Origin of the sequence: Paraburkholderia flava (assembly GCF_004359985.1) — a bacterium.
Taxonomy (GTDB): domain Bacteria; phylum Pseudomonadota; class Gammaproteobacteria; order Burkholderiales; family Burkholderiaceae; genus Paraburkholderia; species Paraburkholderia flava.
The window spans coordinates 538,415-562,033 of the sequence record NZ_SMRO01000003.1; the positions used below are offsets into that span (position 1 = coordinate 538,415).

The following is a 23,619-nucleotide window of genomic DNA, read 5'->3' on the forward strand; positions in this document are numbered from 1 at the left end:
CCGTATTCAGGCCTTCACGGGCTTTATTGATTGTTTAGTAAAAGTCGCTAAACTCGCGCGGCGATGGGGGCTGCGGCGGTGCCGTCGACCCGAAAAATCGCCGCCGCCTCGCGCAGCGCCGACGCTTCGTCCGCGAGCGCGCCGGCCGCCGATGCCGCTTTCTGCACCATCGCCGCGTTGTGTTGCGTCGTCCGGTCCATCTGCGACACGGCGAGGTTGATCTGCTCTATGCCGGTGCTCTGCTCGTCCGATGCGCGCGAGATTTCGTCGATCAGCACCGCGACGCTCTGCACCGACGACAGCATGTCGACGATCGTGCTGCCCGCGCGACGCACGGTCTCGGTGCCGGTCTCCACTTCGGACGTGACGTCGGCGATCAGCGACGAGATTTCCTTCGCAGCCTGCGAGCTGCGATGCGCGAGCGCGCGCACTTCCTGCGCGACCACCGCGAAGCCGCGCCCGAACTGTCCGGCGCGCGCCGCTTCGACGGCTGCGTTCAGCGCGAGCAGATTGGTCTGGAACGCGATGCCTTCGATCACCGACGTGATCGTGCGGATTTTCTGCGAGCGTTCGCTGAGCGATTCCATCCGCGTCATCGCTTCGACGGCTGCGTGATTGCCGTCTTCCGCTTTCGCCGATGCGTGCAGCGCGAGCGCGTTTGCTTCGCGCGCGTGTCCCGCGTTCGCGCGCACGGTCGCGGCGAGTTGTTCCATGCTGCTGGCCGTCTGCTGGATGCCGGCCGCGTGCTCGTCGGTGCGATGCGACAGTGCGTGATTGCCATTCGCGATTTCGCCGGTCGCATCGGAGATCGCGTGCGCGGCCTGCTGGATCGTGCCGATCATCGATGCGAGCCGGTCGCGCATCGCGCTCATCGCGTGCAGCACGCTGTGCGTGGCGCCGGGTTCGACGTGCACGTCGACTGCGAGATCGCCGTGCGCGATTGCGTTGGCGATCGCGGCCGCGTACGCGGGCTCGCCGCCCAGTTGCCGATGCAGCGTGCGCGCCATCGTCCAGCACAGCACACCGACGATAATCGCGCCGAGCACGATGCACGCGGCGACGAGCGCCTGCACTGTCTGCGCGACGGTCTGCGCGCGATCGTATTCGCGCTGCGCCGATTCGACCTGCAACTGTCGAAGCTGCGACGTCTCGTGCTTCACGCGCTGCGCGGCCGGTTCGAGCGCCTGCGTCACGACCCACTGCGCTTCGGACAGATTGTTCGCCTTGAGGAACTCGACGGTCGGGCGGATGCCTTTGTCGCGCAGCGTCGTCCAGTCGTCGGCGAGGTGGTTCGCGAGCGTGCGTTCCTGCGGGTCGAGCGGATACGCGCGGTAATCGCCAAGCCACTGCTCGATGTTCGCGATGTTGCGCTGCGCGGCCTCGATCACCGCCGTCGTTTTGGTCGCGGACGGATCGAGCACCGCGTCGCTGATCGCGTAGTGAGTCTGCGCGGCGAGATCGTCGATCGACGAGATGCGCTGCAGCGCTTTCGCGCGGCCTTCGAAGACTTGCCGCAACGCGCCGTCGGTGCGCGATACGCCATACAGGCCGATGCCGCCGGCCGCAACGAGGACGAGAACGACGACGGCCATCAGCAGATGCAGCCGGTTTTTGACGGTAAGACGGTTCATGTTCATACGCAGGGTTGGAACGCGGAGCGGCGACGCGGGATAGAGCGCGTCGCCCGAATCGGAGTGAGGTTCAGCGGCTCGGAGAGCCTGGGTGAGGTGTGACGGAATGCATGGCGTGTGACTCGACGATCATTCGGCGCCCGCATGCACGACGTCGTTGCGACTGCGCAAGAGCGCCGCGCTTTCGGTGTCGGTGATCAGTTCGAAGCCGGACTCGTTCTGCTTCGCGCGTCGCTTCGCAAACGCGGCAACCGATGCGATTTCCTCGCTGCCGTAGCGCATCGCGGCGGCATTCGCCGGCACGTGCACGCAGCCGATCGCCATCGTGACGAAACGGAAGAAGGTCGGATTGCCACGCCGGTCTTCGCCATGAATGCCGCCGGCGACGCGATCGGCAGGCGCATAGAAACGCTGCGCGCCTTCGTTGAACGTGCGGATCGCCTGCTGCACGCGGCGCTGCCAGTCGTCGCTCTGAAACAGGATCAGGAAATCGTCGCCGCCGACGTGGCCGAGAAAATCGCGCGTCGGGTCGCAGATGTCCGCGAGCACGACCGCCGCGAACTTCAGCACTTCGTCGCCCTGCCAGTAGCCGTACTGGTCGTTGAACGGCTTGAAGTGATTCAGGTCGACGTAGCACGCGTGAAAGCCCGCGTCGTTGCCGATCAGCCGCGCGATGTGCGAGCTGATCGGAATGTTGCCGGGCAGGAACGTCAACGGGTTCGCGTAGCGCGCCGCTTCGATGCGCACTTCGGTGACGGCGCGCACGAGGCTCTCGCCGGTGCCGAGGCCCGCGTACTTGCCGCGCTCGGTGATCACGAAGCCGTCGGCGAGATAGCGTTGATCGTCGCTCGCGAGCAGCTTCGCCATCTGCTCGACAGTCATCGATTTCTCGATCACCACCGGCGATGCATTCGCGAACTGCAGACACGGCCGCTTGCCGAACAGCTCGCGGTGATACGGCAGCGCGTAGCGGTCCATGAAACTGCGACGGTTGATCAGCGCGACCGGCACCTCGTGTTCGACGACCGCGACCGCATGCAGTTCGGGCAGCCGGTTGAACAGATTGAGCACGTCGTTGTTGGTCGCCTTGCGCGGCAACGCGGGCGCGGACACGAGCATCTTCTCCGACGCCATGCCGCCCGACGGCGAGTTGCCCGAGTGACGCGTCGCGCCGGGAAACACAGCGATGTGGCCTGCGCGGATCGCCTGCTTCGCGTCGTCGGTGACGAAGCGCGCCGGCTGCGCATGCGGCAGGCCGAAGAAAAAGCCTTGCCCGCAGCCGATGCCCATGTCGCGCACGACGGTCAGATCCGCTTCGTTCTCGATGCCTTCAGCGACCAGCCGCGCGCCGCTCGCGTTCGCGAAATGCTGCATCGCCTTGACCGCTTCGAACTTCAGCGGATCGCTTGCGATGTCGTGAATGAAGAAGCGGTCGATCTTCACGACGTCGGGCTGCAGACGCACCCACAGATTCATGCTCGCATTTGCGGTGCCGTAGTCGTCGAGTGCGAATTGCGCGCCGATCGTGCGCAGCGTCGCGATCACCGGCAGGAAGTTGCCGGGATCGGGGAGCGCGCTCTGCTCGGTGAGTTCGATCACGATCCGGCCGGGATCGACGCCGCAGTCGCGCAGCAGCGCGAGCGTGTCCGAGTGCGCATCGGCGAGCGGACGGATCGCGCCCGCACTGAAGTTCAGGAACAGCTTGCCTTCGCAGTCGAGACGCGCGAACGCCTCGACGCAGGTGCGCGCGGCCGCGTGTTCGAGCGCGATCGAGCAGCCTTCTGCTGCCGCCTGCGTGAACAGCGCATCGGGCGTTTCGAGCGCGCTGCCGAGCGGTCCGCGAATCAGCCCTTCATAGCCGAGAATGCGGCCGTCGTTGAAATCGACAATGGGTTGGAAGACGGCGGACAACGCACGACGGGCGATCAGGTCTTCGACATTCGACGCGACTGAACGGGACGGCAGGCGCAGAGACATGGCAAGCAGCCAAAAGCGGGTGACGTCCAGCTTATCGGCGGCGATTGCAGCGAATTAAGTGAATCTTTAGTGACGCGTGGCACCGCGGTGGTGCGTGCAACGGGGAGCGTCCTATGCCATCCGGCCGACGCGACGCCGCATCGTTTTGCTGGCGAAATAACGCACGTGATGCAGATGACGCAGGGATAAAGGAAAAGCCGCACGGGGCGGCTTTTCTTTTGTCATGCACGGCGAGGAGCGCGCACATGAATCTCCGTTTTACTCCCGGCGTGGAATCAGCGCCGGGCCACCGCAGCCGTCCCGCGTTTCTGCGCGGCGGCGCGCTTTTCGCCGCTGAGGTCGCGTGCGCCCCAGCGTTGCGCGAGCGCGGCGCAGACCATCAACTGGATCTGATGGAACAGCATCAGCGGCAGCACGACCGCGCCCACCGCATGCGACGCGAAGATCACCTTCGCCATCGGCACGCCGGCCGCGAGACTTTTCTTCGAGCCGCAGAACACGATCGTGATCTGGTCCGCGCGATTGAAGCCGAGCCGCTTGCCGACGAACATCGTGAGTGCGAGTGCCAGCGCGAGCAGCACGACGTTGACCACGACGAGTCCGGCCAGCGCGCTCAGCGGAATGTGATGCCACAGGCCTTCGTTGACGGCTTCGCTGAACGCCGCGTAGACCACGAGCAGGATCGACCCCTGATCGACGAATTTCAGCACGCCGCGATTGCGCTCGATCCATCCGCCGATCAGCGGCCGCAGCAGTTGCCCGGCGACGAACGGCACCAGCAGTTGCAGCACGATGCTCCACACCGTGTGCCATGGCGAAGCGCCGCCCGCGGACTGGTTCGTCACGACGATGCCGACGAGCGCGGGCGTGATGAAGATGCCGAGCAGGCTCGACGCGGATGCGCTGCACACCGCAGCGGGCACGTTGCCCTTGGCGATCGACGTGAACGCGATGGACGACTGGACCGTCGATGGCAAGGTGCAGAGGAAGAGGACCCCCGCGTAGAGCGCCGGCGTCACGAGCGGCGAAAGGATCGGTTTCAGCGCGAGACCGAGCAGCGGAAACAGCGCGAACGTGCTGAGCAGCACGACGACATGCAGCCGCCAGTGCGTCGCGCCCGCCACGATCGCTTCGCGTGAGAGCTTCGCGCCGTGCAGGAAGAACAGCAACCCGATTGCGACGTCCGTTACGCCGTTGAATGCGACGGCAGCCTGGCCGTGTACGGGCACGAAGCTCGCAAAGATCACGGTGCCGATCAGGGACAGCGTGAAGTTGTCGGGTAGCAGTTTGGGACGGGCCATCTTCGGAATCTCGAAACGCGATACGGGTGGTGCGGGAGCGTGCGGTGCGGTTCGTCTGGGTTGCGCGCTCCTCAGATGCAGCTATTGTCCAGGCAAAGCGATTGAAAATGCAAATTCATTTGAGGCATTGATTGATGCGTTGCAGGCATGAGCATCGTATTCGGCTGCGGCGTCATCTGATGAACTTCCGCGGCGCGGTATTCGACTGCACATTTCTAGAGGTTCGATTACGCCTTTACGCGTCGCGTAACTTTGACTGGAAGCGCTTCTCTTCAAAGTTTTCTTATTGATCGGACATTATCGAAAAGCTGATTTTTTCTCACTTCCGATCGCGTTGGATATTCGCAAAAAGCGCGCAGTAACACGGTGTTACAACCCTTCGGCGGGCATAACACTTTTTGGCTCGACACGTTTTGGAGGCACCCATAAATTACTGCTCAGGGCTATATCGATGTCGCGAATCGCACATCGTGAACGCCAATCGAAGCAGGTGTTCGTCGCAGCCCGGGCAATGGGCCTGGGCGGATTATCGGGCAGGCAAACTACCGTGGACGGAGTGTCGTCGAAAGCGAAGCAGTGGATCACAGGCGCGATTTTCATCGTGCTGGCTTCGTTCGTCCAGGCAAGCCACGCAAGGCCGGAGATGCAGCACGGCGGCTTTCATGGCGGCGGTGGCGGTCACTTCGCGGGCAGCCCTTTCGGGGCGAGAGGCAATCAGCGCGGGTTCGGTTTCGGCGGTGGTCACGCACACGGTGATCGTGCGATGAATGCGATAAACGTCGCGCCGGGCCGCAATGCATTGCCCATCGGTATGCAGGGCTACCGTGGCGGTCCGCGGATGATGCAGCGTGTCGGCCAGCAGTACGCGGGCGGCATCACGCCGGTCAGCGCCGAAGGGCGACCGGCGCCTCGTCCGCCCACCAATCCGTCGATGATCCGTTCCGGTTCGATCCGCGAAGACGTCGCGCGCTACAACGAAGAGCGCGGTTTCGGTCGGCCGGTGCCGCGGCCGCCTGAAGACATGCCGCGCCCCGGCGGATCGACGTACCGCAACTGATCGCAGCCGATCTCCGTAGCCGCGTGAGCGGCACGGTTCGTTGCCCCTCCTTAGCTTTCGCACACCTCAATGCCGCTATACGTCGCCAGCAAGTGACGTATGCGCGCCACACTTTTCTGAAATCGAACTGCTCCTCGCACACGGCCGTCATCGAACGTCTGCGCGAGGGCGATCGCACGTCCTCCGCAGCTCGATAGACCCCCTGTCGTTTGCTCGAACCCTAACCGCAGTAAGCCTCGCGGGCCTGTGACCCGCGTCGTCGCGGCGTGCTTTAACCGATCCCGAGCGCAGCAATATCAAGCCGATATCGGCCAAAACTAATCGCAACGCTATACCGGCAATAAGTGAACATATTTTTGTTCATAAAAATGGTCCGCAAAGATGGTTCTGCCCCGATTGGCCAACGTTGCCCCAACAGACACAATTGGCCGCCCCTGACCGGCTCGACGATCGAACGGATTCAAAAACAACGGTTCGAGCGAGCCCGCCGCACAGCCTTACCTTTGACAAAGACAGGAGAACCAACCCATGAATACAGCGGTGAGCGATGTGCTGAGAACAACCCTGAAAACAATCGTCGTGGCCGGTGTGCTGGCGGGCGCGTCGAGCGCATTCGCGCAGTCGAGCGTGCAGCTGTACGGCCAGGTCGACGAATGGGTCGGCTCGCAGAAATTTCCGGGCAACAAGGCATCGGCGCAGGTGTCCGGCGGCGGCATGTCGACGTCGTACTGGGGCTTGAAGGGCACCGAGGATCTGGGCAACGGCTACAAGGCGATCTTCACGCTGGAAGACTTCTTCCTCGCGCAGAACGGGCAGTACGGGCGCTTCTCGGGCGACTCGTTCTTCTCGCGCAACGCGTACGTCGGGATCGAATCGCCGTACGGTACGGTCACGGCAGGTCGCCTGACGACGCATCTGTTCGTATCGACGATCCTGTTCAACCCGTTCATCGACTCGTACGTGTTCTCGCCGATGGTCGCGCACGTGTACCTCGGGCTCGGCACGTTCCCGACCTACACGACCGATCAGGGCGTGACCGGCGACTCCGGCTGGAACAACGCGGTGCAGTATTCGTCGCCGAACTTCAACGGCCTGAGCGGCAGCGTGATGTACGGGCTCGGCAACACGGCCGGCCAGAACAGCGCGAAGAAGTGGAGCGGCCAGGTGCTGTACTTCCACGGCCCGTTCGCGGCGACGGCCGTCTATCAATACGTGAACTTCAACAACGTGCCGCTCGACCTCGGCAGCTTCAGCACGTCGGGTGTGCCGGGGCTGAAGAGCCAGAGCGTCGCGCAATTCGGCGCGTCGTACGACATGAAGTTCGTCAAGTTCTACGGCCAGTACATGTACACGTTCAACGATCAGCAGATGAGCAGCTGGCACGTGAACACCGCGCAGGGCGGCGTCAGCGTGCCGCTCGGAACCGGCACGGTGATGGCGTCGTACGCGTACTCGCGCGACAGCGGCGGTCTCGACCAGACCCGCCAGACGGCTTCGATCGGCTACGACTACCCGCTGTCGAAGCGCACCGATGTCTACGCGGCGTATATGTACGACCACATCAGCAGCCAGTCGACCGGCGACACGTTCGGCGTCGGCATTCGCGCGAAGTTCTGAGTCCACGCTGCGGACCTGACCGTAGTCAAAAAGCGCCCTGCCTTCGACAGTCGAAGGCAGGGCGCTTTCGCTTGTGACCGTGCGGTGGCGCTACCCTGTCTATCGCTCTTTGATAAAGTCGCGAAAACCCGATCGATTGATTCTTTTCGCGAGCGATTTCGATGGACACCCTCGTCAGCATGAAAGTGTTCCGCCACGTGGTCGAAGTGGGGAGCTTTGTCGGCGCGGCCGAGCGGATGGACATGTCCGCCGCGATGGCGAGCAAGCATGTGATGCATCTCGAGCAGCAGCTCGGCGCGCGGCTGCTGAATCGCACCACGCGACGCGTCGCGCCGACCGAGGCCGGCCGTGAATACTACGAGCGTCTGAGTCAGGCGCTCACCGAACTCGATGAGGCGGGGCAGATTGTCGGTGCCGCGAGCGTCGTGCCGCAGGGGCGGCTGCGCGTGTCGTCGCTGTCCGCGTTCGGTTTGCGTCACGTGATGAGTGCCGTCGCCGACTACGCGGCGCAGTACCCGAAGGTAACCGTCGAGATCACGTTGTCGGATCGCGTGGTCGAGCTGATCGACGAAGGTTTCGACGTCGGGATTCGCGCGTCGCCGTCGGGGCTCAAGTCGTCGTCATTGATCGCGCGGCAGATCGCGACCGCGCACATCGTGCTGTGCGCGTCGCCGGAGTATCTGCGTAAGCACGGCACGCCGGCTACTGTCGCCGATCTCGAGCGGCACAACTTCGTTCAATACGCGGGGATGCCGACGCACGAACTGGCTGCCTGGATCGGCGCGAACGGTGCGCGCGTGAAGGTGTCGGGCAACATGATCGTGAATCACCTCGAAGCGCAGCGGGTTGTCGTGCTGCAGGGCGCGGGCATCTCGCTGCTCGGCACCGAGGTGATCGGCGAGGATCTGGCGGAGGGGCGGCTCGTGCCGGTGCTCGTCGACGAACTGCCGCCTCGCGAGCTGCCGATCCACGTCGTATATGCGAGCAGGCGGCATCTGTCGGCGAAGGTGCGCTCGTTCGTCGATTTTCTCGCGGAGCGGTTCGGTAGCGAGACGCTGTGGCCGTCGGCGGAGCAAATTCGTGCGATGGGGGCTCGTTAAGGGATTGCCGTGGTGCGGGGCGATGCGTGATTCAACAACACCCCGTCCCAACTTCAACGCCCAATCCCCAGCCGCGTCCGCGCATCGTCATATTCCTGCTTCAACCGCGCGACCAGCTCCGCAACGGCCGGCACATCATCCATCAAACCGACGCCCTGGCCTGCGCCCCAGATGTCCTTCCACGCCTTCGCCTTGTCGTTGCCGAAATTCATCTTCGTCTTGTCCGACTCGGGCAGCGCTTCCGGATCGAGCCCCGCATTGACGATGCTTTCGCGAATGTAGTTGCCGTGCACGCCGGTGAAGAGGTTCGTGTAGATGATGTCCGACGCACTCGAGCCGACGATTGCGTGCTTGTAGCTGTCCACCGCATGCGCTTCCTTCGTCGCGATGAAACGCGTACCCATGTACGCGAGGTCGGCGCCCATCGCCTGCGCGGCGAGGATCGAGCCACCGTTCGCGATCGCACCCGACAGCACGATCGGACCGTCGAAGATCCTCCGCACTTCACCGACCAGCGCGAACGGCGACGTCGTCCCTGCGTGTCCGCCCGCGCCGGCCGCGACAAGGATCAACCCATCGACGCCCGCTTCGAGCGCCTTCTGCGCGTGGCGGATGTTGATCACGTCGTGCAGCACGATGCCGCCGTAGCTGTGCACCGCATCGACGATTTCCCGGGCCGGCGCGCGCAGGCTCGTGATGAAGATCGGCACCTTGTGCTCGACGCAGACGCGCACGTCGTGTTCGAGCCGCTCGTTCGACTGATGCACGATCTGGTTCACTGCGATCGGCCCGATCACCGCATCCGGATGCGCCGCCTTGTGCTCAGCAAGCGATGCCTGGATCTGCGTGAGCCATTCGTCGAGCAGTTCCGCCGGCCGCGCGTTCAGCGCCGGAAACGAACCGACGATGCCGGCCTTGCACTGCGCGAGCACGAGTTCGGGGTAGCTGACGATGAACATCGGCGAGGCGACGACGGGCAACGCGAGGTTTTGCAGTACGGCGGGCAGAGCCATGACGCGAGTCTCCTGAAGGCATGGCCGCATCGGCGGCGGCGCGCAAGGTGAGTGTAGCGGTGCGGCAAAGGAGGCGTGGCCGGTGCCTTTGCCACAGCGTTATTTAAGAACGATCGTTCGATTATAGGCGAACATGGATGAACTACAGGTGCGCGCGTGCGACTTTGCGTTGGAGGGAGTGTTCAGGTTCTACGGTCTGACGGGTAGACAACGTTGCCGCGTCACGCAGCGCTCCTACAATGCGTTGACCGACAACAGACAAGAGACCGGATATGTCCTTCGAGGATTTCGTGCCCTTTAGCGTCGCCGTGGGCGACGTCGAGATTCACGGCGTGAAAGGCGGCGACGGGCCGCCCTTGCTGCTGCTGCACGGTCATCCGCAAACCCATCTGATCTGGGCGCGCTGCGCGGCGCAGCTGGCACAGCACTTCACGGTGATCGCCACCGATCTGCGCGGCTACGGCGCATCGTCGAAACCGCCCAGCGACGAGACCCACGCGGCCTATTCGAAGCGCGCGATGGCCGCCGATCAGGTCGCGGTGATGCGCCACTTCGGCTTCGAGCGTTTTCTCGTCTGCGCACACGATCGCGGCGCGCGCGTCGCGCACCGGATGGCGCTCGATTATCCGGATGCCGTCGAGCGTCTGATGCTGCTCGACATCGCGCCGACGCTCGCGATGTACGAAGCCACCGACCGCACGTTCGCGACGCTGTACTTCCACTGGTTCCTGCTGATCCAGCCCGAGCCGCTGCCCGAAGTGCTGATCGGCGCGAACACCGACGTGTACGTCGATCGCGTGATGGGCAGTCGTCACGCGGGGCTTGCGCCGTTCGATCCGGCGGCGCTCGCCGCGTATCGCGACGCGTTGCGCGCGCCGGGTGCGGTGCACGCGATGTGCGAGGACTACCGCGCGTCCGCGACGATCGATCTAGAAGACGATCGTGCCGATCTCGAGCGGGGCAACAAGATCGCGTGTCCGCTGCGTGTGCTGTGGGGCGAGCACGGTGTGATCGAACGATGCTTTGTGCCGATCGACGAATGGCGGCGTGTCGCACGCGACGTGAGTGGCCGCGCGCTGCCGTGCGGCCACTACATTCCCGAAGAAGCACCGGACGCGCTCGTCGCCGAGATGCTCGCGTTCTTCGAGACCGTGCCGCAGTAATTCAACCGAGCGGCGGCAACCGGCGCGGTACGGGCGTCGACTTGACGATCGCCGTGCTGGTCTCCGCGCGCTCGGTCACCTTCGAGAGAATCTCGTCGAGCTGATCGATCGTGCGCAGATACAGCCGGCAGATGAAGCAGTCGTCGCCCGTCACCTTGTCGCATTCGACGAATTCCGGAATGCGCCGCAACACCTCCTCCACCAGATGCAACTGGCCCGGCAGCGGCTTCACGCGCACGATCGCCTGCAGCGTGTAGCCGAGCGCGCGCGGGTCGAGCTGCACCGTAAAGCGTTCGATCACGCCTTGTGCGTCGAGCCGGCGCACACGCTCGGCGGTGCTCGGCGCCGACAGGCCGACGCGTTTCGCCAGCTCGCTGACCGGCTGACGTGCGTCCTCTGCGAGCGCGGCGAGCAGCGCGCGATCGGTTTGGTCGAGTGCGGTGGGTGGCGCGCTAACCGGAGCGCTGCGTGAGTCGACGCGCGAAGCAAGGCGTTTGTTCATTTCGGCCTTCTTTTATAAAGTCAATCTGTCGATGCTCCATAGTTTAGCCATGTCAATCGACGGTTGCAGTACGTAAACTGTTTCCATGAATTCACCTGCGAATTCACCCGCACAAGGATCGAAACATGGCTACCAGTGAAATCCGCCGTGGCGCCGTCGAGATGAGCGTCGCGATGCTGATGTCGGGGACGATCGGCTGGCTCGTCGTCTCGTCTCAGCAGCCCGTGTCCAATGTGGTGTTCTTCCGCTGCCTGTTCGGTGCTGCAACGATGGCGCTCGTGTGCGGCGCGCTCGGGCTGTTCCGGCGCAGGCTGTTTTCGTGGCGCATGGCCGGGCTTGCGGCGCTCGCGAGCGGGGCGATCATCGCGAACTGGGCGCTGCTGTTCGCCGCGTATTCGCGCGCGTCGATCTCGATGGCAACTGCCGTTTACAACACGCAGCCGTTCATGCTGGTCGCGCTCGGCGCAGTGGTGTTTCGCGAACGCGTGACGGCATCGACGATCGCGTGGCTCGTCGTCGCGTTCATTGGGCTCGTGTTCGTCGTCAAGGTGGAACCGGCGGTGCTCGCGGTGCCGGGTCAGTATCTGGAGGGCGTCGCGTACGCGGTCGGCGCGGCGTTCCTGTACGCGGTGTCGTCGATCATCACGAAGCATCTGAAGGGGACGCCGCCGCATCTGCTCGCGTTGATCCAGGCGTCGCTCGGCATCCTCGCGCTCGCACCGTTCGTGCACTTCGACAACCTGCCGACGACCGCCGCGCACTGGTTCGAACTCGTGACGCTCGGCGTCGTCAACACGGGCGTGATGTACGTGCTGCTGTACGGCGCGATCCAGAAGCTGCCGACCGCGATGACCGGTGCGCTGTCGTTCATCTATCCGGTGGTCGCGATCGTCGTCGATCGGGTTGCGTTCGGACAGAAGCTCGCGTGGATTCAACTGCTCGGCGCGGTGCTGATTCTGCTCGCGGCTGCGGGCGTGAATCTGGGCTGGCGTATCGTGCCGCAGCGGCGCTTTGCGTCGTGACGTTGTTACGGATTCCGAACCGGGAAGCGTCGAATGTGGCGCGCGACGCACGCGCGGACGCGTGTTTCGCTCCCGTCGTCAAGGTTCTGTAGGGAAATCACCGATGCGTCCGAAAGGTGCGCGCGAGTATCATCCGAATCGACGCTGATCACGTCGAAAAAATTACGCCGTTCGCCATTGTTGGCGAGCGGCTTTCTTTTTTTGTGGTGTGGTTTTTTTTGCGTACCTTTGTCGTCGTGTCGGGCGTCGGCACGCTGAGTCGCTGTGCCGGACATTGCTACGTCGGGCCTGGCCACGCTTGACGTTGCACGCTACGCGTCAACCGCACGCACGACGTGACCTTCCACCGTCAACGGCGCTTTCCCCACCATCTCATGCGGTCGCTCGGTCTGACGTCGCCACGCTAGGCGTTGCGCGCACGTACAACTTCACCTTCCACCGCCAATGGCCCGTCACCCCGCGCCAGTTCTCCGACCAGCTCACGCAACAACGCAGCCCACTCATCGCGCGGCCTGAGCATTGCCGCCGCAGCACGCATCGCGGCCGCATCGTCTAGCAGCGCGACGAGCGCGTCGACGGTCATCGCGCGAACGTCGAGCAGCTTGAACACGATCAACACCTTCAACGCATTCTTCGCATTGCGCGTCGGATCCGCACGCAGCCATGCGATGCGCGAGAACGCGCGCTCGAGTGCCGCATCGACGTCGCTGAACGGCGCGCCGTGACCGGGTATGACGACGCCCACATCGAGCGTTGATATCAGTTCGAGCACGGCTTGCTGTTCAGCAAACCCGCTCTCGCCTTCGAGTTCCGGAAAGATCACGCCGAAGCCGTTTTCCCACAACGCGTCCGCGCTGATCAGCACGCGCGCGCTTTCGCAGTAGAGCATCAGCGAATGCGGATCGTGACCCGGCGCACCGAGCACCGACCAGTCGAGCGCGCCGAGCGTGAGCCGCATGCCGGGCGCGAGCGTACCGGTGAACGCGAAGCGCTCGCAGGTCTGGCCGGTCGCGCGATACGTGAGACGTGTCTCGTCCCACGCACGCACGGCGTCGGCATCGGACTCGGGGATATCGGTTGCACACGACCACACCGATTGCAGCAGCGCATTGCCGCCGCAATGATCCGAATGCAGATGCGTGTTGACGATGCGGTCGAGCGTCCGCGTGCCGAGCGCCGCGCGCACGAGTGCGAGCGTCTGCGGCGCGTGTGTCGCGTAGCCGGTATCGATGAGTGCCGTCGACGCATCGTCGATGAGCAGCACGTTGTTCGACGACAGCCAGCCGCGCTCGAACACGCGTATCGATGCGGGTAGTCCGATCATGGCGTGTCCGTTTCAGATTCAGATGAGGCACCCGCTGTGCACGCGCGCGGCATCACAAGAATCGTGGCCCGTCCAAGAACCGCCAGCTCGCCGCGCTGATTCCGCACTTCTCCGCCAAGCTGCACGAGATCGCCGTTCAGGCTCGGTTTCCACCATGCATCGGTGACACGCCACGTCATCGTCAGCGTGTCGTTCGCGTGTGCGGCTTTCTTCAGCTTCATGTCGAATTCGAGGCCGAGCGGCTGCGCGTATTGCGAGAAGTGTGTTGCGAGCATTGCCATGAAATGCGCGGTCGGCTGCGTTCCCGATGCGATCAACCCGCCGAAGCGACTCTGCCCAGCGTACGCGTCGTCGTGATGTAGCGGATTCAGATCGTTGACCTCGGTCGCGAACGACTTGATTGATTCCGCCGACAGCACAAGCGTCGCACTGAACGTCTCGCCGATCGTAACGACACGCGGCGGCGCGTTCATGTGCGCTCCCGAAGTCGAGCGATTTCCTGCGCGTGCCGAAGTTCGATCGCGTCCCACACGGTGCGTTTGTGCGCGTCGTCGAACGAAGACCAGTTCGCGATTTCGTCGATCGTGCGCAGGCAGCCGTCGCACCAGCCGGTCGACGGATTCATCCGGCACACGTCGATGCACGGCGACGGCACTGGCGTGACGTCGCGCGGATCGGAACGTGGTGTATCGGTCATACGCGCCGTACCGGTCACGCGGTTTCGCGCAACGCGACGTCGACGACCGGCGCGCCGGTCAGCTCGACCAGTTGCTGCGGCGACAGGTTGAACACCGCATGCGGATGCCCGGCCGCAGCCCACAGACTATCGAGCGCGAGCAGATCGGCGTCGATCAGCGTGACCGGCGGCGTCGCATGACCGATCGGGCACACACCGCCGATCGCATAGCCGGTCATCTCGCGCACGAACTTCGCATCGGCGCGTCCGACTTCACCGACATGCGCGGCGACCTTGTGTTCGTCGACGCGATTCGCACCGCTCGCGACGATAAGCACCGGTGCGCCGTCGTGCTTTCTGCGGAACAGGATCGACTTCGCGATCTGCGCGACAGTGCAGCCGAGTCCTGCTGCGGCTTCCGCCGACGTCTTGCCGGTCTCGGCGAGCATCACGACATCGCCGGAATGACCGCGCTCGCGCAGCAGAGACGCGATACGGCGTGCGGAGTCGGGCAGCGCATCGAAAGCGGTGGGAACGGAAGAGGGAAGCGTGGTGTCGTCTGCCATGGAGTACTCGTTAAACGTTATTCGTCATCGCCGATCAAGCACACGTCTGCTGTTCGCTACGCGCCTTCGCAAGCAGCGCCTTGCCGGCACGCGACACGTTCGGCCGGCCGATCGACGTCGAGATGAAATCGCCGATCGCGACCACCTGCGCGAGATCGACGCCGGTGTCGATGCCAAGCCCGTTCATCAGATACAGCACGTCTTCGGTCGCGACGTTGCCGGTCGCGCCCTTCGCATACGGACAGCCGCCGAGCCCTGCCACCGACGCATGAAAAATCTCGATGCCTTCCTGCAGCGCCGCGTAGATGTTCGCGAGTGCCTGACCGTACGTGTCGTGGAAATGCCCCGACAGCCGTTCGCGCGGGAACACCTTCGTCACCGCGTCGAAGACTTCGCGTGTGCGCTTCGGCGTGCCGACACCGATCGTATCGGCGATATCGATCTCGTCGCAACCGAGTGCGGCGAAGCGCTGCACGACGTCGACGACGGACGCGACCGGCACGTCGCCCTGATACGGACAGCCGAGCGAGCACGACACGCTGCCGCGCACGCGCAGGCCCTGCTCTTTCGCGGCTTTCGCGACCGGCACGAAGCGCTCGATGCTCTCCGCGATGCTGCAATTGATGTTCTTCTGCGAGAACGCCTCACTCGCGGCGCCGAAGATCACGATCTCGTCGGCATGGGCGGCGAGTGCGCCGTCGAGGCCGCGCAGGTTCGGCGTCAGCACCGAATAGATCGTGCCGGGGCGACGCGCGATGCCGGCCATCACGTCGGCGCCGTCGGCCATCTGCGGCACCCATTTCGGCGACACGAACGACGCGGCTTCGACGTTCCGAAAACCCGCTGCCGACAACCGGTCGATCAATTCGATCTTCACCGCCGTCGACACGAATTCCTTCTCGTTCTGCAGACCGTCGCGCGGTCCGACTTCGACGATCTTTACTGCGCTGGGTAGGGTCACGTTAGTCATGATGTTGTCTCCTCGCCGCGTTTAACGGCTCTCCGGTATGACGAATTCTTTCTTTAGTACCCGCGCGCAACCTCGACCACACCGCCGATCGATTCGCCGCGCGACATCGCGGCGATCTTGTCCGCGATCTGCGCGACGCTTTCTTCGCGCAGCGTGAGCGCCGACGTGTGCGGCGTGATCGCGACGCGCGGATGCGCCCAGAACGGATGATCGTCGCGCAGCGGTTCTTCGCGGAACACGTCGAGCGTCGCGGCGGCGATCTGGCCGCTCGCGAGCGCATCGAGCAAGTCTGCTTCAACGAGATGCGCGCCGCGCGCGACGTTGACGAGATAAGCGCCGTGCGCGAGCTTCGCGAACACGCGCGCGTTCAGCACGTCGTGCGTGTCCGGCGTATGCGGCAGCAGGTTCACGAGCACTTTCGCGTCGGCGAGAAACGCGTCGAACTGCGCATCGCCTGGCTGCACGGCGCCTGCGTAAGTCTTCACGCCTTCGATCTGTTTCAGCGTGCGGCTAAAGCCACGCACCGGCACGCCAAGCGATGCGATCGCACGCGCGACCTGTGTGCCCAGCATGCCGAGCCCAAGCACGCCTACGGTGAACGTGCTGCGCGGATGCGGTTCGAGCGGTTCCCAGCGACGTTCGCGTTGCAGTTCCGCGTATTCGTCGAAACGACGCAGATAGCGCAGCACGGCGTGCATCGCGTACTCGGACATCTGCTGCGACATGCCGGAGTCTTCGAGACGCACCAGCAGCGCATCGCGCGGCAGCGTGCCGGGCTGTTCGCGCTCCAGCGCGAGAATCGCATCGACGCCTGCGCCGAGATTGAACACCGCGCGCAAACCCGCACGCGCCGCGAGCAGTTCGCGCGGCGGCCGCCAGACGACCGCGAAATCGGCGGGGGCATCGTCGCCCGGTTGCCACTCGCGCAATTCCGCGCCGGGCAACGCCTGGGCGAGATCGTGCAGCCACACGGCTGCGTTCTGCGGCGCATAGAAGAGGATTTTCATGGGCTGCGTTGTCATGCTGCGATCTCGCGCCCGGGGCTTACGGCGGCAGGCACGGCATGGAACGGCCGCGACGCGCGCAACCTGACCAACGGTGCGAACAGTACAGACGACGTGGACGACACGAACGACATGGGCTCCTCTCATCTCCTCGACGGGCAGCCCTCATTCTACTTTTTTTGCCGCTTGCCCCGCGCGGTCAGGCCGAACCGGGCCATAAACAAAGCACGAAAAATTGGTTCGGCTGCGCGCCCTGGCAGTCCACAATGATTCATCGACCCTGCGGATTCCGTCAGCGAGGAGAATCATGTTCTCATGCAGCAAATCGACATGGCCGCCGCGCGTCGTGACGGTGCCGGGCCTGCACGGCAGCGAGGGCGCGCACTGGCAGACGTGGATCGAGCGGCAGTTCGCGCGCTCGCTGCGCGTCGAACAGACCGACTGGGATGCACCGGATCTCGCGGTATGGGCGCAGTCCGTGCGCGATCTGCTCGCGCGCGAACGCGGGCCGTTCGTGCTGGTTGCGCATAGCTTCGGCTGCCTCGCGGTTGCGCATGCGTTGCAGCAGACGTCGTATGTCGCCGACGTGGCCGGCGTGCTGTTCGTCGCGCCCGCGAGTCCCGCGAAATTCGCGTTTGCCGGCGTATTCGACGCGCGACGTATCGGCGTGCCGTCGATCCTGATCGGCAGCGAGACCGATCCGTGGATGCCGCTCGCCGGCGCACGCGAACTCGCGCAGCGCTTCGGCAGCGCGTTCGTGAATCTCGGCGATGCGGGCCACATCAACACTGCGGCGGGCTACGGTCCATGGCCGCGCGCCAAGTACTTCGTCGATACGCTCGTGCATTGCGCGGCACCGCTGCGCTTTCGCGACGAATCGATCGAGCAGCCCGCGCACGCGTTCGTTTGAACGCGTCGGCGTGTCGTTGTTCTGACTGAATCTCCGTTCACCCCAGGCGCGACGTTGCCTTTCGGCGCCGCGCGGTCGATCCGCTAGAATCCGGCTTCGCGCCGCGTCTCTGCGGCACAGTCGACCATCGACATCGAAGAGTGGAGACAGCATGACAGGCAATTCGGGGACTTTGCGCCGGCTCGCGGCACAGGTGCTGGTATCGGCGTTGACGCTCGGCGGCAGCGTCGTCGCGCACGCGGACACGTCGCTGCTGAACGTGTCGTACGACGTGACGCGCGAGCTGTACAAGGACATCGACGCGGCGTTCATCGCTGATTACAAACAGAAGACCGGCGAGACCGTGTCGATCCGTCAGTCGCACGGCGCATCGAGCGCGCAGGCGCTGTCGGTGCTGCAGGGCCTGCAGGCCGACGTTGTCACGATGAACCAGCCGAACGACATCGATCTGCTCGCCGAGCGCGGTCAACTGGTGCCCGCGAACTGGCGCACGCGTCTGCCGGACGCCAGCGCGCCGTACACGACGACGATGGTGTTCCTCGTGCGCAAGGGCAATCCGAAGCACATCAAGGACTGGGACGATCTGGCGAAGCCGGGCGTGCAGGTCGTGATCGCGAATCCGAAGACGTCGGGCAACGGACGCTACGCGTATCTCGCGGCGTGGGGCTATCGCAAGCAGCACGGCGGCACCGATGCGCAGGCCGTCGACTTCGAGAAAGCGATCTTCCGCAACGTGCCGGTGCTCGACACCGGCGGCCGGGGCGCGACGACGACGTTCACGCAGCGCGGGATCGGCGACGTGCTCGTGACGTTCGAGAACGAAGTCGCGTTGATCGACGGTGGCGTGGGCGGTGTGGGTGCGGGCAGCTTCGAGGCGGTGTATCCGTCGGTGAGCCTGCTTGCGGAGCCGCCGGTGTCGATCGTCGACAAGGTCGTAGACAAGCGCGGCACGCGTAAGGTCGCGCAGGCGTATCTTGACTACCTGTACACGCCGGCCGCGCAGGAGATCATCGCGCAACATCATCTGCGGCCACGCGACGCCGGCGTGCTCGCGCGGCATGCGAACGAGTTCAAGCCGCTGAAAACCTTCACCGTCGAGCAGATGTTCGGCAGCTGGCAGAAAGCGCAGCAGACGCACTTCTCGGACGGCGGGACGTTCGATCAGATTGTGGTCGACAGGAAGTGAGGTAGCGAAGGCTGGCATCGCAAGCTCACAAAAAAAGCCGCCCACGGGCGGCTTTTTTCATCACGGTGCGGTTCGTTCAGTTCACGTGCCCGTCGCATCCGTGACCGCAACCCTTCGCATCGTGATGCTCATGCCCACCATGCGCATGTTGCGCCGAGTGCTGCGAGTTCTCCGCACGAATCCCGAGCCGCGCAAGCAACTGCCGATCCGCTTCCGCCTGCGGATTACCCGTCGTGAGCAACTGGTCGCCATAGAAAATCGAGTTCGCACCGGCGAAGAAGCACATCGCCTGCAGCGCTTCGTCCATCTGCTCACGACCAGCTGATAGCCGCACCATCGCGCGCGGCATCGTGATCCGCGCGATCGCGATCGTGCGCACGAATTCGAACGGATCGAGCGCTTCGGTACCGGTCAGCGGCGTGCCTTCCACCTGCACCAGGTTGTTGATCGGCACCGAATCCGGGTACGGGTCCATGTTCGCGAGCTGCGCGATCAGCCCCGCGCGTTCGCGACGCGATTCGCCAAGCCCAACGATCCCGCCGCAGCACACGTTGATGCCCGCATCACGCACGCGTTCGAGCGTGTCGAGACGGTCCTGGTACGTGCGCGTCGAGATGATCTGTCCGTAGAATTCCGGCGACGTGTCGAGGTTGTGGTTGTAGTAGTCGAGCCCGGCATCGCGCAGCCCCTGCGCCTGATGCGGTTCGAGCATGCCGAGCGTCACGCAGGTTTCGAGGCCCATCGCCTTCACGCCGCGGATCATGTCCTTGATCGGTTCGAGATGGCGGTCCTTCGGATTACGCCACGCGGCGCCCATGCAGAAGCGCGTCGCACCGTTGTCCTTCGCGACCTTCGCGGCGGCGAGCACGGCGTCGACTTCCATCAGCTTGTCGGCCTTCAGACCTGTGTCGTAGTGCGACGACTGCGGGCAGTACGCGCAGTCTTCTTCGCAGCCGCCGGTCTTGATCGACAGCAGCGTCGACAGTTGCACGGTGTTTGCGTCGAAGTGCTCGCGATGCGTTTGCTGCGCGCGGAACAGCAGATCGTTCATCGGCAGTTCGTACAGCGCGACGATGTCGGCGACGCGCCAACGTGCGATGGACTGGACGTTTTCTGGATGCGTTGCAGAAGTAGCAGAAACCACGGCATTCGTGCCGGCTTGAAGAGAAGTCATGTCGTCGATCCTCATGAGAAGGAAGGGGAGCGGGTCGGATTCGGTACGGCGTCGCGTAGCGTTTGCAACAACTGCGCGACATCGAGATGCGCGGCGGCGACGTCGGCCGACGGCGGGTTCAGATAAGGCACGGTGCCGAGCAGCGGCGCGCGGTACAGCCGCGCGAGCCGATGCTCGATCGTCGCGATGTTCTCGTCGGCGAAACGCATCTGCGGGTCCACGCGATTCGCGACCCAGCCGACGAGACGCAAACCGCGCGCGGCAATCGCTTCGGCAGTAAGCAACGCGTGACTGATACAGCCGAGCCGCATGCCGACCACCAGCACGACCGGCGCGGCCAGCTGTTGAGCGAGATCGGCGGTGTCGTACGCATCGTCGAGCGGCACGCAAAAACCGCCGACGCCTTCGACCACGACGATATCCGCTACCTGTCGCGCCTGCGCATGGCATTCGACGATGCGCGTCGCGTCGAGCGTCACGCCTTCGAGCGCGGCCACGATGTGCGGTGCTGCAGGCTCTTTCAGCAGGAACGGCGTGCGTACGGCGGGCGGCAACTGCACGTTCGCGGCGGCGTCGAGCTGATCCGCGTCTTCGTTATGCCACACGCCGTTCACTTCGAACGCGCCGGCCGCGATCGGCTTCATCGCCGCCGCGCGCAGACCCGCGTTCGCGAAGCCGCGCAGCAGCGCCGCCGAAATCAGCGTCTTGCCGATCTCGGTATCGGTGCCGGTGACGAACAGCGACAGCGCTTCGTTCATGCGGCCTCCGCGTGAACGCTGTTGCTTTTACCAAGCGAGGTCAACGCCGCATCGAGCCGATCGAGATCTTCATGCGAATGCGCAGCCGACAGCGAAATGCGCAACCGCGATGTACCCACCGGCACGGTCGGCGGACGGATCGCCGGCACCCACAGCCCGGCATGATCGAGCGCTGCGGCAGCTGCGAGCGCATCCTCGTTCGAGCCGATGATCAGCGGTTGCACGGCGGTGTGCGAATCGACCGGTTGCCACGGCGTGCGCGCGAGCATCGCACGGGTGCGCTCGATCAACTGACCGAGATGTGCACGACGCTCGTCGCCCTCCGCACCTTCGATGATGCGCAAGCTCGCCGACACCGCATACGCGGAAGCCGGCGTCGATGCAGTCGTGAAGATGTACGGACGCGCGCGCTGCACGAGCCATTCGATCACGGTCGCATGCGCAGCGACGAACGCACCTGCGACGCCGGCCGCCTTGCCGAGCGTGCCGATCGACACGAGTTGCGGCGAACGCAGCGCGGCTTGCGCGAGCGCGCCGCGTCCCTGCGGACCCAGCACGCCGAAGCCATGCGCATCGTCGACGATGAGCCACGCGCCGTGCCGCTCCGCGAGCGCCAGCAACGCGGGCAGCGGTGCGACGTCGCCGTCCATGCTGAACACGCTGTCGGTGACGATCAGCTTCGGGCCGTCGGCGGCTGCGTCGAGCATCGCGCTCAATGCGTCCGTGTCCGCGTGCGGATAGATCTGCACGTCCGCACGCGACAGCCGCGCGCCGTCGATCAGCGATGCGTGATTCAGCTCATCGGAGAAGATCGTCGTGCCGCGACCCGCGAGCGCGGTGAGCGTCGCGAGGTTCGCCATGTAGCCGGTGCTGAAGTACAGCGCGCGGGGTGCATCGACGAAGCCGCCGGCGAATGCCGCGAGATCGTCTTCGAGTTGCGCGTGTGCGCGCGAGTGGCCGCCGAGCAGATGCGAACCGCCGCTGCCCGCGCCGTAGCGCTGTGCGCCTTCGGCGATCGCCTCTACGAGCAGCGGATGCGCGGCCAGGCCGAGATAGTCGTTGCTCGCGAAGCCGACGATTTCGCGACCGTCCACCGTCATGTGCGCGGCGCACGGCGTATCGGCGATGCGGCGACGGCGGCGCAGACCGCGCGCGTCGAGATCCCGCAAGCCTTGTTCGAGTGTGTCCAGCAGATGCATCAGCGCACCTCCGTCAGAGTGGCGTCGAATGTTTCGCGCGTGCGCGCGGCGAGCAAGCCGAGTTCGTCGTCGTTGAGGATGTATGGCGGCATCAGGTAGACCGTCGTGCCGATCGGGCGCAGCAGCAGTTCGCGCTGCAACGCGTGTTCGAAGAAGCGTCGCGAGAAGGTTTTCGCGGCGGCTGCATCGTCGATGACTGCGTCGAACGCGAAGATCGTCCCGCATTGGCGCAGGTGACGCACCTGCGGATGCGCGGCGAGCGGTTCGAGCGCGGCGCGCAGCGTGGACGAGCGACGTTTGTTCGACGCGAGCACATCGTCGCTCGCAAACAGATCGAGCGTCGCGAGCGCCGCGCGGCACGCGAGCGGATTGCCGGTGTACGAATGCGAATGCAGGAAGCCGCGCGCGGTGTCGTCGTCGTAGAACGCGGCGTAGATGTCGTCGCGCGACAGCACGATCGACAGCGGCAGATAACCGCCGCTGATGCCCTTCGACAGACACAGGAAATCAGGCCACACGTTCGCCTGTTCGCTTGCGAAGAACGTGCCGGTGCGTCCGCAGCCGACGGCGATTTCGTCGGCGATCAGATGTACGCCGTAGCGGTCGCACAGCGCGCGCAATCCAGCGACGTACGACGCGTCGTGCATCGCCATGCCGGCCGCGCACTGCACGAGCGGCTCGACGATCAGCGCAGCGATCCGCGATCCGCGTGCTTCGAACAGCGTCTGCACGCTGTCGAGTGCACGACGCGCGATGTCTGCTGCGGTTTCGCCTGGCTGTGCGTTACGCGCATCCGGCGACGCGACCACGTGCGCGTGACGGATCAGCGGATCGTACGCATCCTTGAACAGCGCGACGTCGGTCACACCGAGCGCGCCGATCGTCTCGCCGTGATAGCCGTTCGCGACGCAGACGAATTCGGATTTGTCCGCGAAGCCGCGATTGCGCCACGCGTGGAAGCTCATCTTCAACGCGATTTCAACGGCCGATGCACCGTCCGATGCGAAGAACGCGTGGCCGAGCGTGTGATTCGTCAATGCGCCGAGCCGTTCCGCGAGTTCGACAGCGGGTTCGTGCGTGCAGCCGGCGAGCATCGCGTGCTCGAGGGTGTCGAGCTGCGCTTTCAGCGCGTCGTTGATGCGCGGGTTCGCGTGGCCGAACAGGTTGACCCACCACGAGCTGATCGCGTCGAGGTAGCGATGGCCGGCGCGGTCGTAGAGCCACGCACCCGAGCCGCGCGCCACCGGCACGAGCGGCAGGCGTTCGTGATGTTTCATCTGCGTGCACGGATGCCAGACGGCGCGCAGGCTGCGCGCGACCCAGTCGTCCGTGGCCGCTTCGGGGGATGCGGAAAGATTCACTCGTACTCCGGAACTTGAAAACGGGCGCGGGGCGGTATGTGCGCTATGTGCGATATGCCGCCTCGTTCGCTTGCTTGATCGCCCGTTCACCAACATTGCAGCCGGAGA

The 23,619-nt window shown here is 64.6% G+C and carries 23 protein-coding genes; 7 read left to right on the forward strand and 16 right to left on the reverse strand.

What is annotated here, in order from left to right; translation table 11 throughout:
- Positions 1-47: 47 nt before the first annotated feature.
- The 3 genes from E1748_RS24845 to E1748_RS24855 form a co-directional block, all read right to left on the reverse strand.
- Entirely contained in the window at positions 48-1,637 is a 1,590-nt protein-coding gene (locus E1748_RS24845; protein WP_133649922.1) for a methyl-accepting chemotaxis protein, read from the reverse strand.
- Positions 1,638-1,760: 123 nt separating this feature from the next.
- A complete protein-coding gene (locus E1748_RS24850) occupies positions 1,761-3,608 on the reverse strand; it encodes an EAL domain-containing protein (protein WP_133649923.1) in 1,848 nt (615 codons plus the stop codon).
- Positions 3,609-3,883: 275 nt separating this feature from the next.
- Positions 3,884-4,909: a bile acid:sodium symporter family protein gene (locus E1748_RS24855; RefSeq protein ID WP_133649924.1), complete on the reverse strand. Its 1,026-nt coding sequence runs from the start codon at positions 4,907-4,909 to the stop codon at positions 3,884-3,886.
- A 547-nt stretch (positions 4,910-5,456) separates the two neighbouring features.
- Here E1748_RS24855 and E1748_RS24860 point away from each other — a divergent pair.
- The 3 genes from E1748_RS24860 (at position 5,457) to E1748_RS24870 (ending at position 8,683) form a co-directional block, all read left to right on the forward strand.
- Complete coding sequence (locus E1748_RS24860; RefSeq protein WP_240766781.1) at positions 5,457-5,966, forward strand: hypothetical protein; 510 nt, start codon at positions 5,457-5,459, stop codon at positions 5,964-5,966.
- Positions 5,967-6,494: 528 nt separating this feature from the next.
- On the forward strand, positions 6,495-7,583 hold the full coding sequence (locus tag E1748_RS24865; protein WP_133649925.1) for a porin: 1,089 nt from the start codon (positions 6,495-6,497) through the stop codon (positions 7,581-7,583).
- 161 nt (positions 7,584-7,744) lie between these two features.
- On the forward strand, positions 7,745-8,683 hold the full coding sequence (locus tag E1748_RS24870) for a LysR family transcriptional regulator (protein ID WP_133649926.1): 939 nt from the start codon (positions 7,745-7,747) through the stop codon (positions 8,681-8,683).
- Between the two features lie 53 nt (positions 8,684-8,736).
- On the opposite strand, the gene E1748_RS24875 is transcribed toward E1748_RS24870, so the two are convergent.
- Positions 8,737-9,696 carry an NAD(P)H-dependent flavin oxidoreductase gene (locus tag E1748_RS24875; RefSeq protein ID WP_133649927.1) on the reverse strand — a complete coding sequence of 320 codons (960 nt, stop codon included), beginning with the start codon at positions 9,694-9,696 and terminating at the stop codon, positions 8,737-8,739.
- Between the two features lie 272 nt (positions 9,697-9,968).
- Here E1748_RS24875 and E1748_RS24880 point away from each other — a divergent pair, with 272 nt between their 5' ends.
- Positions 9,969-10,859 (forward strand): alpha/beta fold hydrolase, encoded by an 891-nt coding sequence (locus tag E1748_RS24880; protein ID WP_133649928.1) that lies wholly within the window; start codon positions 9,969-9,971, stop codon positions 10,857-10,859.
- Between the two features lies 1 nt (position 10,860).
- Here E1748_RS24880 and E1748_RS24885 read toward each other — a convergent pair whose 3' ends face one another.
- On the reverse strand, positions 10,861-11,361 hold the full coding sequence (locus tag E1748_RS24885; protein ID WP_133649929.1) for an Lrp/AsnC family transcriptional regulator: 501 nt from the start codon (positions 11,359-11,361) through the stop codon (positions 10,861-10,863).
- A gap of 125 nt (positions 11,362-11,486) precedes the next feature.
- Here E1748_RS24885 and E1748_RS24890 point away from each other — a divergent pair, with 125 nt between their 5' ends.
- Positions 11,487-12,383, forward strand: a complete 897-nt coding sequence (locus E1748_RS24890) for a DMT family transporter (RefSeq protein ID WP_133649930.1) — start codon at positions 11,487-11,489, stop codon at positions 12,381-12,383.
- A 5-nt stretch (positions 12,384-12,388) separates the two neighbouring features.
- Here E1748_RS24890 and E1748_RS24895 read toward each other — a convergent pair whose 3' ends face one another.
- The 7 genes from E1748_RS24895 to E1748_RS24925 form a co-directional block, all read right to left on the reverse strand.
- Positions 12,389-12,658, reverse strand: a complete 270-nt coding sequence (locus E1748_RS24895; RefSeq protein WP_133649931.1) for a hypothetical protein — start codon at positions 12,656-12,658, stop codon at positions 12,389-12,391.
- 128 nt (positions 12,659-12,786) lie between these two features.
- The gene (locus E1748_RS24900) at positions 12,787-13,707 is read right to left on the reverse strand and encodes an MBL fold metallo-hydrolase (RefSeq protein WP_133649932.1); all 921 of its coding nucleotides are present in this window, start codon (positions 13,705-13,707) and stop codon (positions 12,787-12,789) included.
- Positions 13,704-14,180, reverse strand: a complete 477-nt coding sequence (locus E1748_RS24905) for a MaoC family dehydratase (RefSeq protein WP_133649933.1) — start codon at positions 14,178-14,180, stop codon at positions 13,704-13,706. Before E1748_RS24905 ends, E1748_RS24900 begins: the two co-directional genes overlap by 4 nt.
- Positions 14,177-14,404 (reverse strand): DUF1289 domain-containing protein, encoded by a 228-nt coding sequence (locus E1748_RS24910; protein WP_133649934.1) that lies wholly within the window; start codon positions 14,402-14,404, stop codon positions 14,177-14,179. Before E1748_RS24910 ends, E1748_RS24905 begins: the two co-directional genes overlap by 4 nt.
- A 14-nt stretch (positions 14,405-14,418) precedes the next feature.
- Complete coding sequence (locus E1748_RS24915; protein ID WP_133649935.1) at positions 14,419-14,949, reverse strand: YbaK/EbsC family protein; 531 nt, start codon at positions 14,947-14,949, stop codon at positions 14,419-14,421.
- Positions 14,950-14,983: 34 nt separating this feature from the next.
- Positions 14,984-15,910, reverse strand: coding sequence for a hydroxymethylglutaryl-CoA lyase (locus E1748_RS24920; RefSeq protein WP_133650514.1), 927 nt, complete (start codon positions 15,908-15,910; stop codon positions 14,984-14,986).
- 62 nt (positions 15,911-15,972) lie between these two features.
- Positions 15,973-16,926: a 2-hydroxyacid dehydrogenase gene (locus tag E1748_RS24925; protein ID WP_133650515.1), complete on the reverse strand. Its 954-nt coding sequence runs from the start codon at positions 16,924-16,926 to the stop codon at positions 15,973-15,975.
- A 304-nt stretch (positions 16,927-17,230) separates the two neighbouring features.
- Between E1748_RS24925 and E1748_RS24930 the strand changes: the two genes are divergently transcribed.
- Complete coding sequence (locus tag E1748_RS24930) at positions 17,231-17,833, forward strand: RBBP9/YdeN family alpha/beta hydrolase (RefSeq protein WP_133649936.1); 603 nt, start codon at positions 17,231-17,233, stop codon at positions 17,831-17,833.
- Between the two features lie 151 nt (positions 17,834-17,984).
- Entirely contained in the window at positions 17,985-19,019 is a 1,035-nt protein-coding gene (locus E1748_RS24935) for a sulfate ABC transporter substrate-binding protein (protein WP_133649937.1), read from the forward strand.
- Between the two features lie 76 nt (positions 19,020-19,095).
- Here the strand turns inward: E1748_RS24935 and bioB are convergent, their stop codons facing one another.
- From bioB to bioA, 4 genes are read right to left on the reverse strand one after another with little or no spacing between them, the layout of a single operon-like run.
- The gene (gene bioB, locus E1748_RS24940) at positions 19,096-20,193 is read right to left on the reverse strand and encodes a biotin synthase BioB (protein WP_240766782.1); all 1,098 of its coding nucleotides are present in this window, start codon (positions 20,191-20,193) and stop codon (positions 19,096-19,098) included.
- Positions 20,194-20,204: 11 nt separating this feature from the next.
- Complete coding sequence (gene bioD, locus E1748_RS24945; protein WP_133649938.1) at positions 20,205-20,951, reverse strand: dethiobiotin synthase; 747 nt, start codon at positions 20,949-20,951, stop codon at positions 20,205-20,207.
- Entirely contained in the window at positions 20,948-22,150 is a 1,203-nt protein-coding gene (gene bioF / locus E1748_RS24950; protein ID WP_133649939.1) for an 8-amino-7-oxononanoate synthase, read from the reverse strand. The genes bioD and bioF overlap by 4 nt, the downstream gene beginning before the upstream one ends.
- Positions 22,150-23,511 carry an adenosylmethionine--8-amino-7-oxononanoate transaminase gene (gene bioA, locus E1748_RS24955; protein WP_240766783.1) on the reverse strand — a complete coding sequence of 454 codons (1,362 nt, stop codon included), beginning with the start codon at positions 23,509-23,511 and terminating at the stop codon, positions 22,150-22,152. The genes bioF and bioA overlap by 1 nt, the downstream gene beginning before the upstream one ends.
- Positions 23,512-23,619: the final 108 nt, after the last annotated feature.

Excerpts from the sequence above, each read along its gene's own strand:
- E1748_RS24845 (WP_133649922.1), bottom strand. The coding sequence starts at position 1,637 with ATGAACATGAACCGTCTTACCGTCAAAAACCGGCTGCATCTGCTGATG.
- E1748_RS24850 (WP_133649923.1), bottom strand. The coding sequence starts at position 3,608 with ATGTCTCTGCGCCTGCCGTCCCGTTCAGTCGCGTCGAATGTCGAAGAC.
- E1748_RS24855 (WP_133649924.1), bottom strand. The coding sequence starts at position 4,909 with ATGGCCCGTCCCAAACTGCTACCCGACAACTTCACGCTGTCCCTGATC.
- E1748_RS24865 (WP_133649925.1), top strand. The coding sequence starts at position 6,495 with ATGAATACAGCGGTGAGCGATGTGCTGAGAACAACCCTGAAAACAATC.
- E1748_RS24870 (WP_133649926.1), top strand. The coding sequence starts at position 7,745 with ATGGACACCCTCGTCAGCATGAAAGTGTTCCGCCACGTGGTCGAAGTG.
- E1748_RS24875 (WP_133649927.1), bottom strand. The coding sequence starts at position 9,696 with ATGGCTCTGCCCGCCGTACTGCAAAACCTCGCGTTGCCCGTCGTCGCC.
- E1748_RS24880 (WP_133649928.1), top strand. The coding sequence starts at position 9,969 with ATGTCCTTCGAGGATTTCGTGCCCTTTAGCGTCGCCGTGGGCGACGTC.
- E1748_RS24885 (WP_133649929.1), bottom strand. The coding sequence starts at position 11,361 with ATGAACAAACGCCTTGCTTCGCGCGTCGACTCACGCAGCGCTCCGGTT.
- E1748_RS24890 (WP_133649930.1), top strand. The coding sequence starts at position 11,487 with ATGGCTACCAGTGAAATCCGCCGTGGCGCCGTCGAGATGAGCGTCGCG.
- E1748_RS24895 (WP_133649931.1), bottom strand. The coding sequence starts at position 12,658 with ATGTCCGGCACAGCGACTCAGCGTGCCGACGCCCGACACGACGACAAA.
- E1748_RS24900 (WP_133649932.1), bottom strand. The coding sequence starts at position 13,707 with ATGATCGGACTACCCGCATCGATACGCGTGTTCGAGCGCGGCTGGCTG.
- E1748_RS24905 (WP_133649933.1), bottom strand. The coding sequence starts at position 14,180 with ATGAACGCGCCGCCGCGTGTCGTTACGATCGGCGAGACGTTCAGTGCG.
- E1748_RS24910 (WP_133649934.1), bottom strand. The coding sequence starts at position 14,404 with ATGACCGATACACCACGTTCCGATCCGCGCGACGTCACGCCAGTGCCG.
- E1748_RS24915 (WP_133649935.1), bottom strand. The coding sequence starts at position 14,949 with ATGGCAGACGACACCACGCTTCCCTCTTCCGTTCCCACCGCTTTCGAT.
- E1748_RS24925 (WP_133650515.1), bottom strand. The coding sequence starts at position 16,926 with ATGAAAATCCTCTTCTATGCGCCGCAGAACGCAGCCGTGTGGCTGCAC.
- E1748_RS24930 (WP_133649936.1), top strand. The coding sequence starts at position 17,231 with ATGTTCTCATGCAGCAAATCGACATGGCCGCCGCGCGTCGTGACGGTG.
- E1748_RS24935 (WP_133649937.1), top strand. The coding sequence starts at position 17,985 with ATGACAGGCAATTCGGGGACTTTGCGCCGGCTCGCGGCACAGGTGCTG.
- bioB (WP_240766782.1), bottom strand. The coding sequence starts at position 20,193 with ATGACTTCTCTTCAAGCCGGCACGAATGCCGTGGTTTCTGCTACTTCT.
- bioD (WP_133649938.1), bottom strand. The coding sequence starts at position 20,951 with ATGAACGAAGCGCTGTCGCTGTTCGTCACCGGCACCGATACCGAGATC.
- bioF (WP_133649939.1), bottom strand. The coding sequence starts at position 22,150 with ATGCATCTGCTGGACACACTCGAACAAGGCTTGCGGGATCTCGACGCG.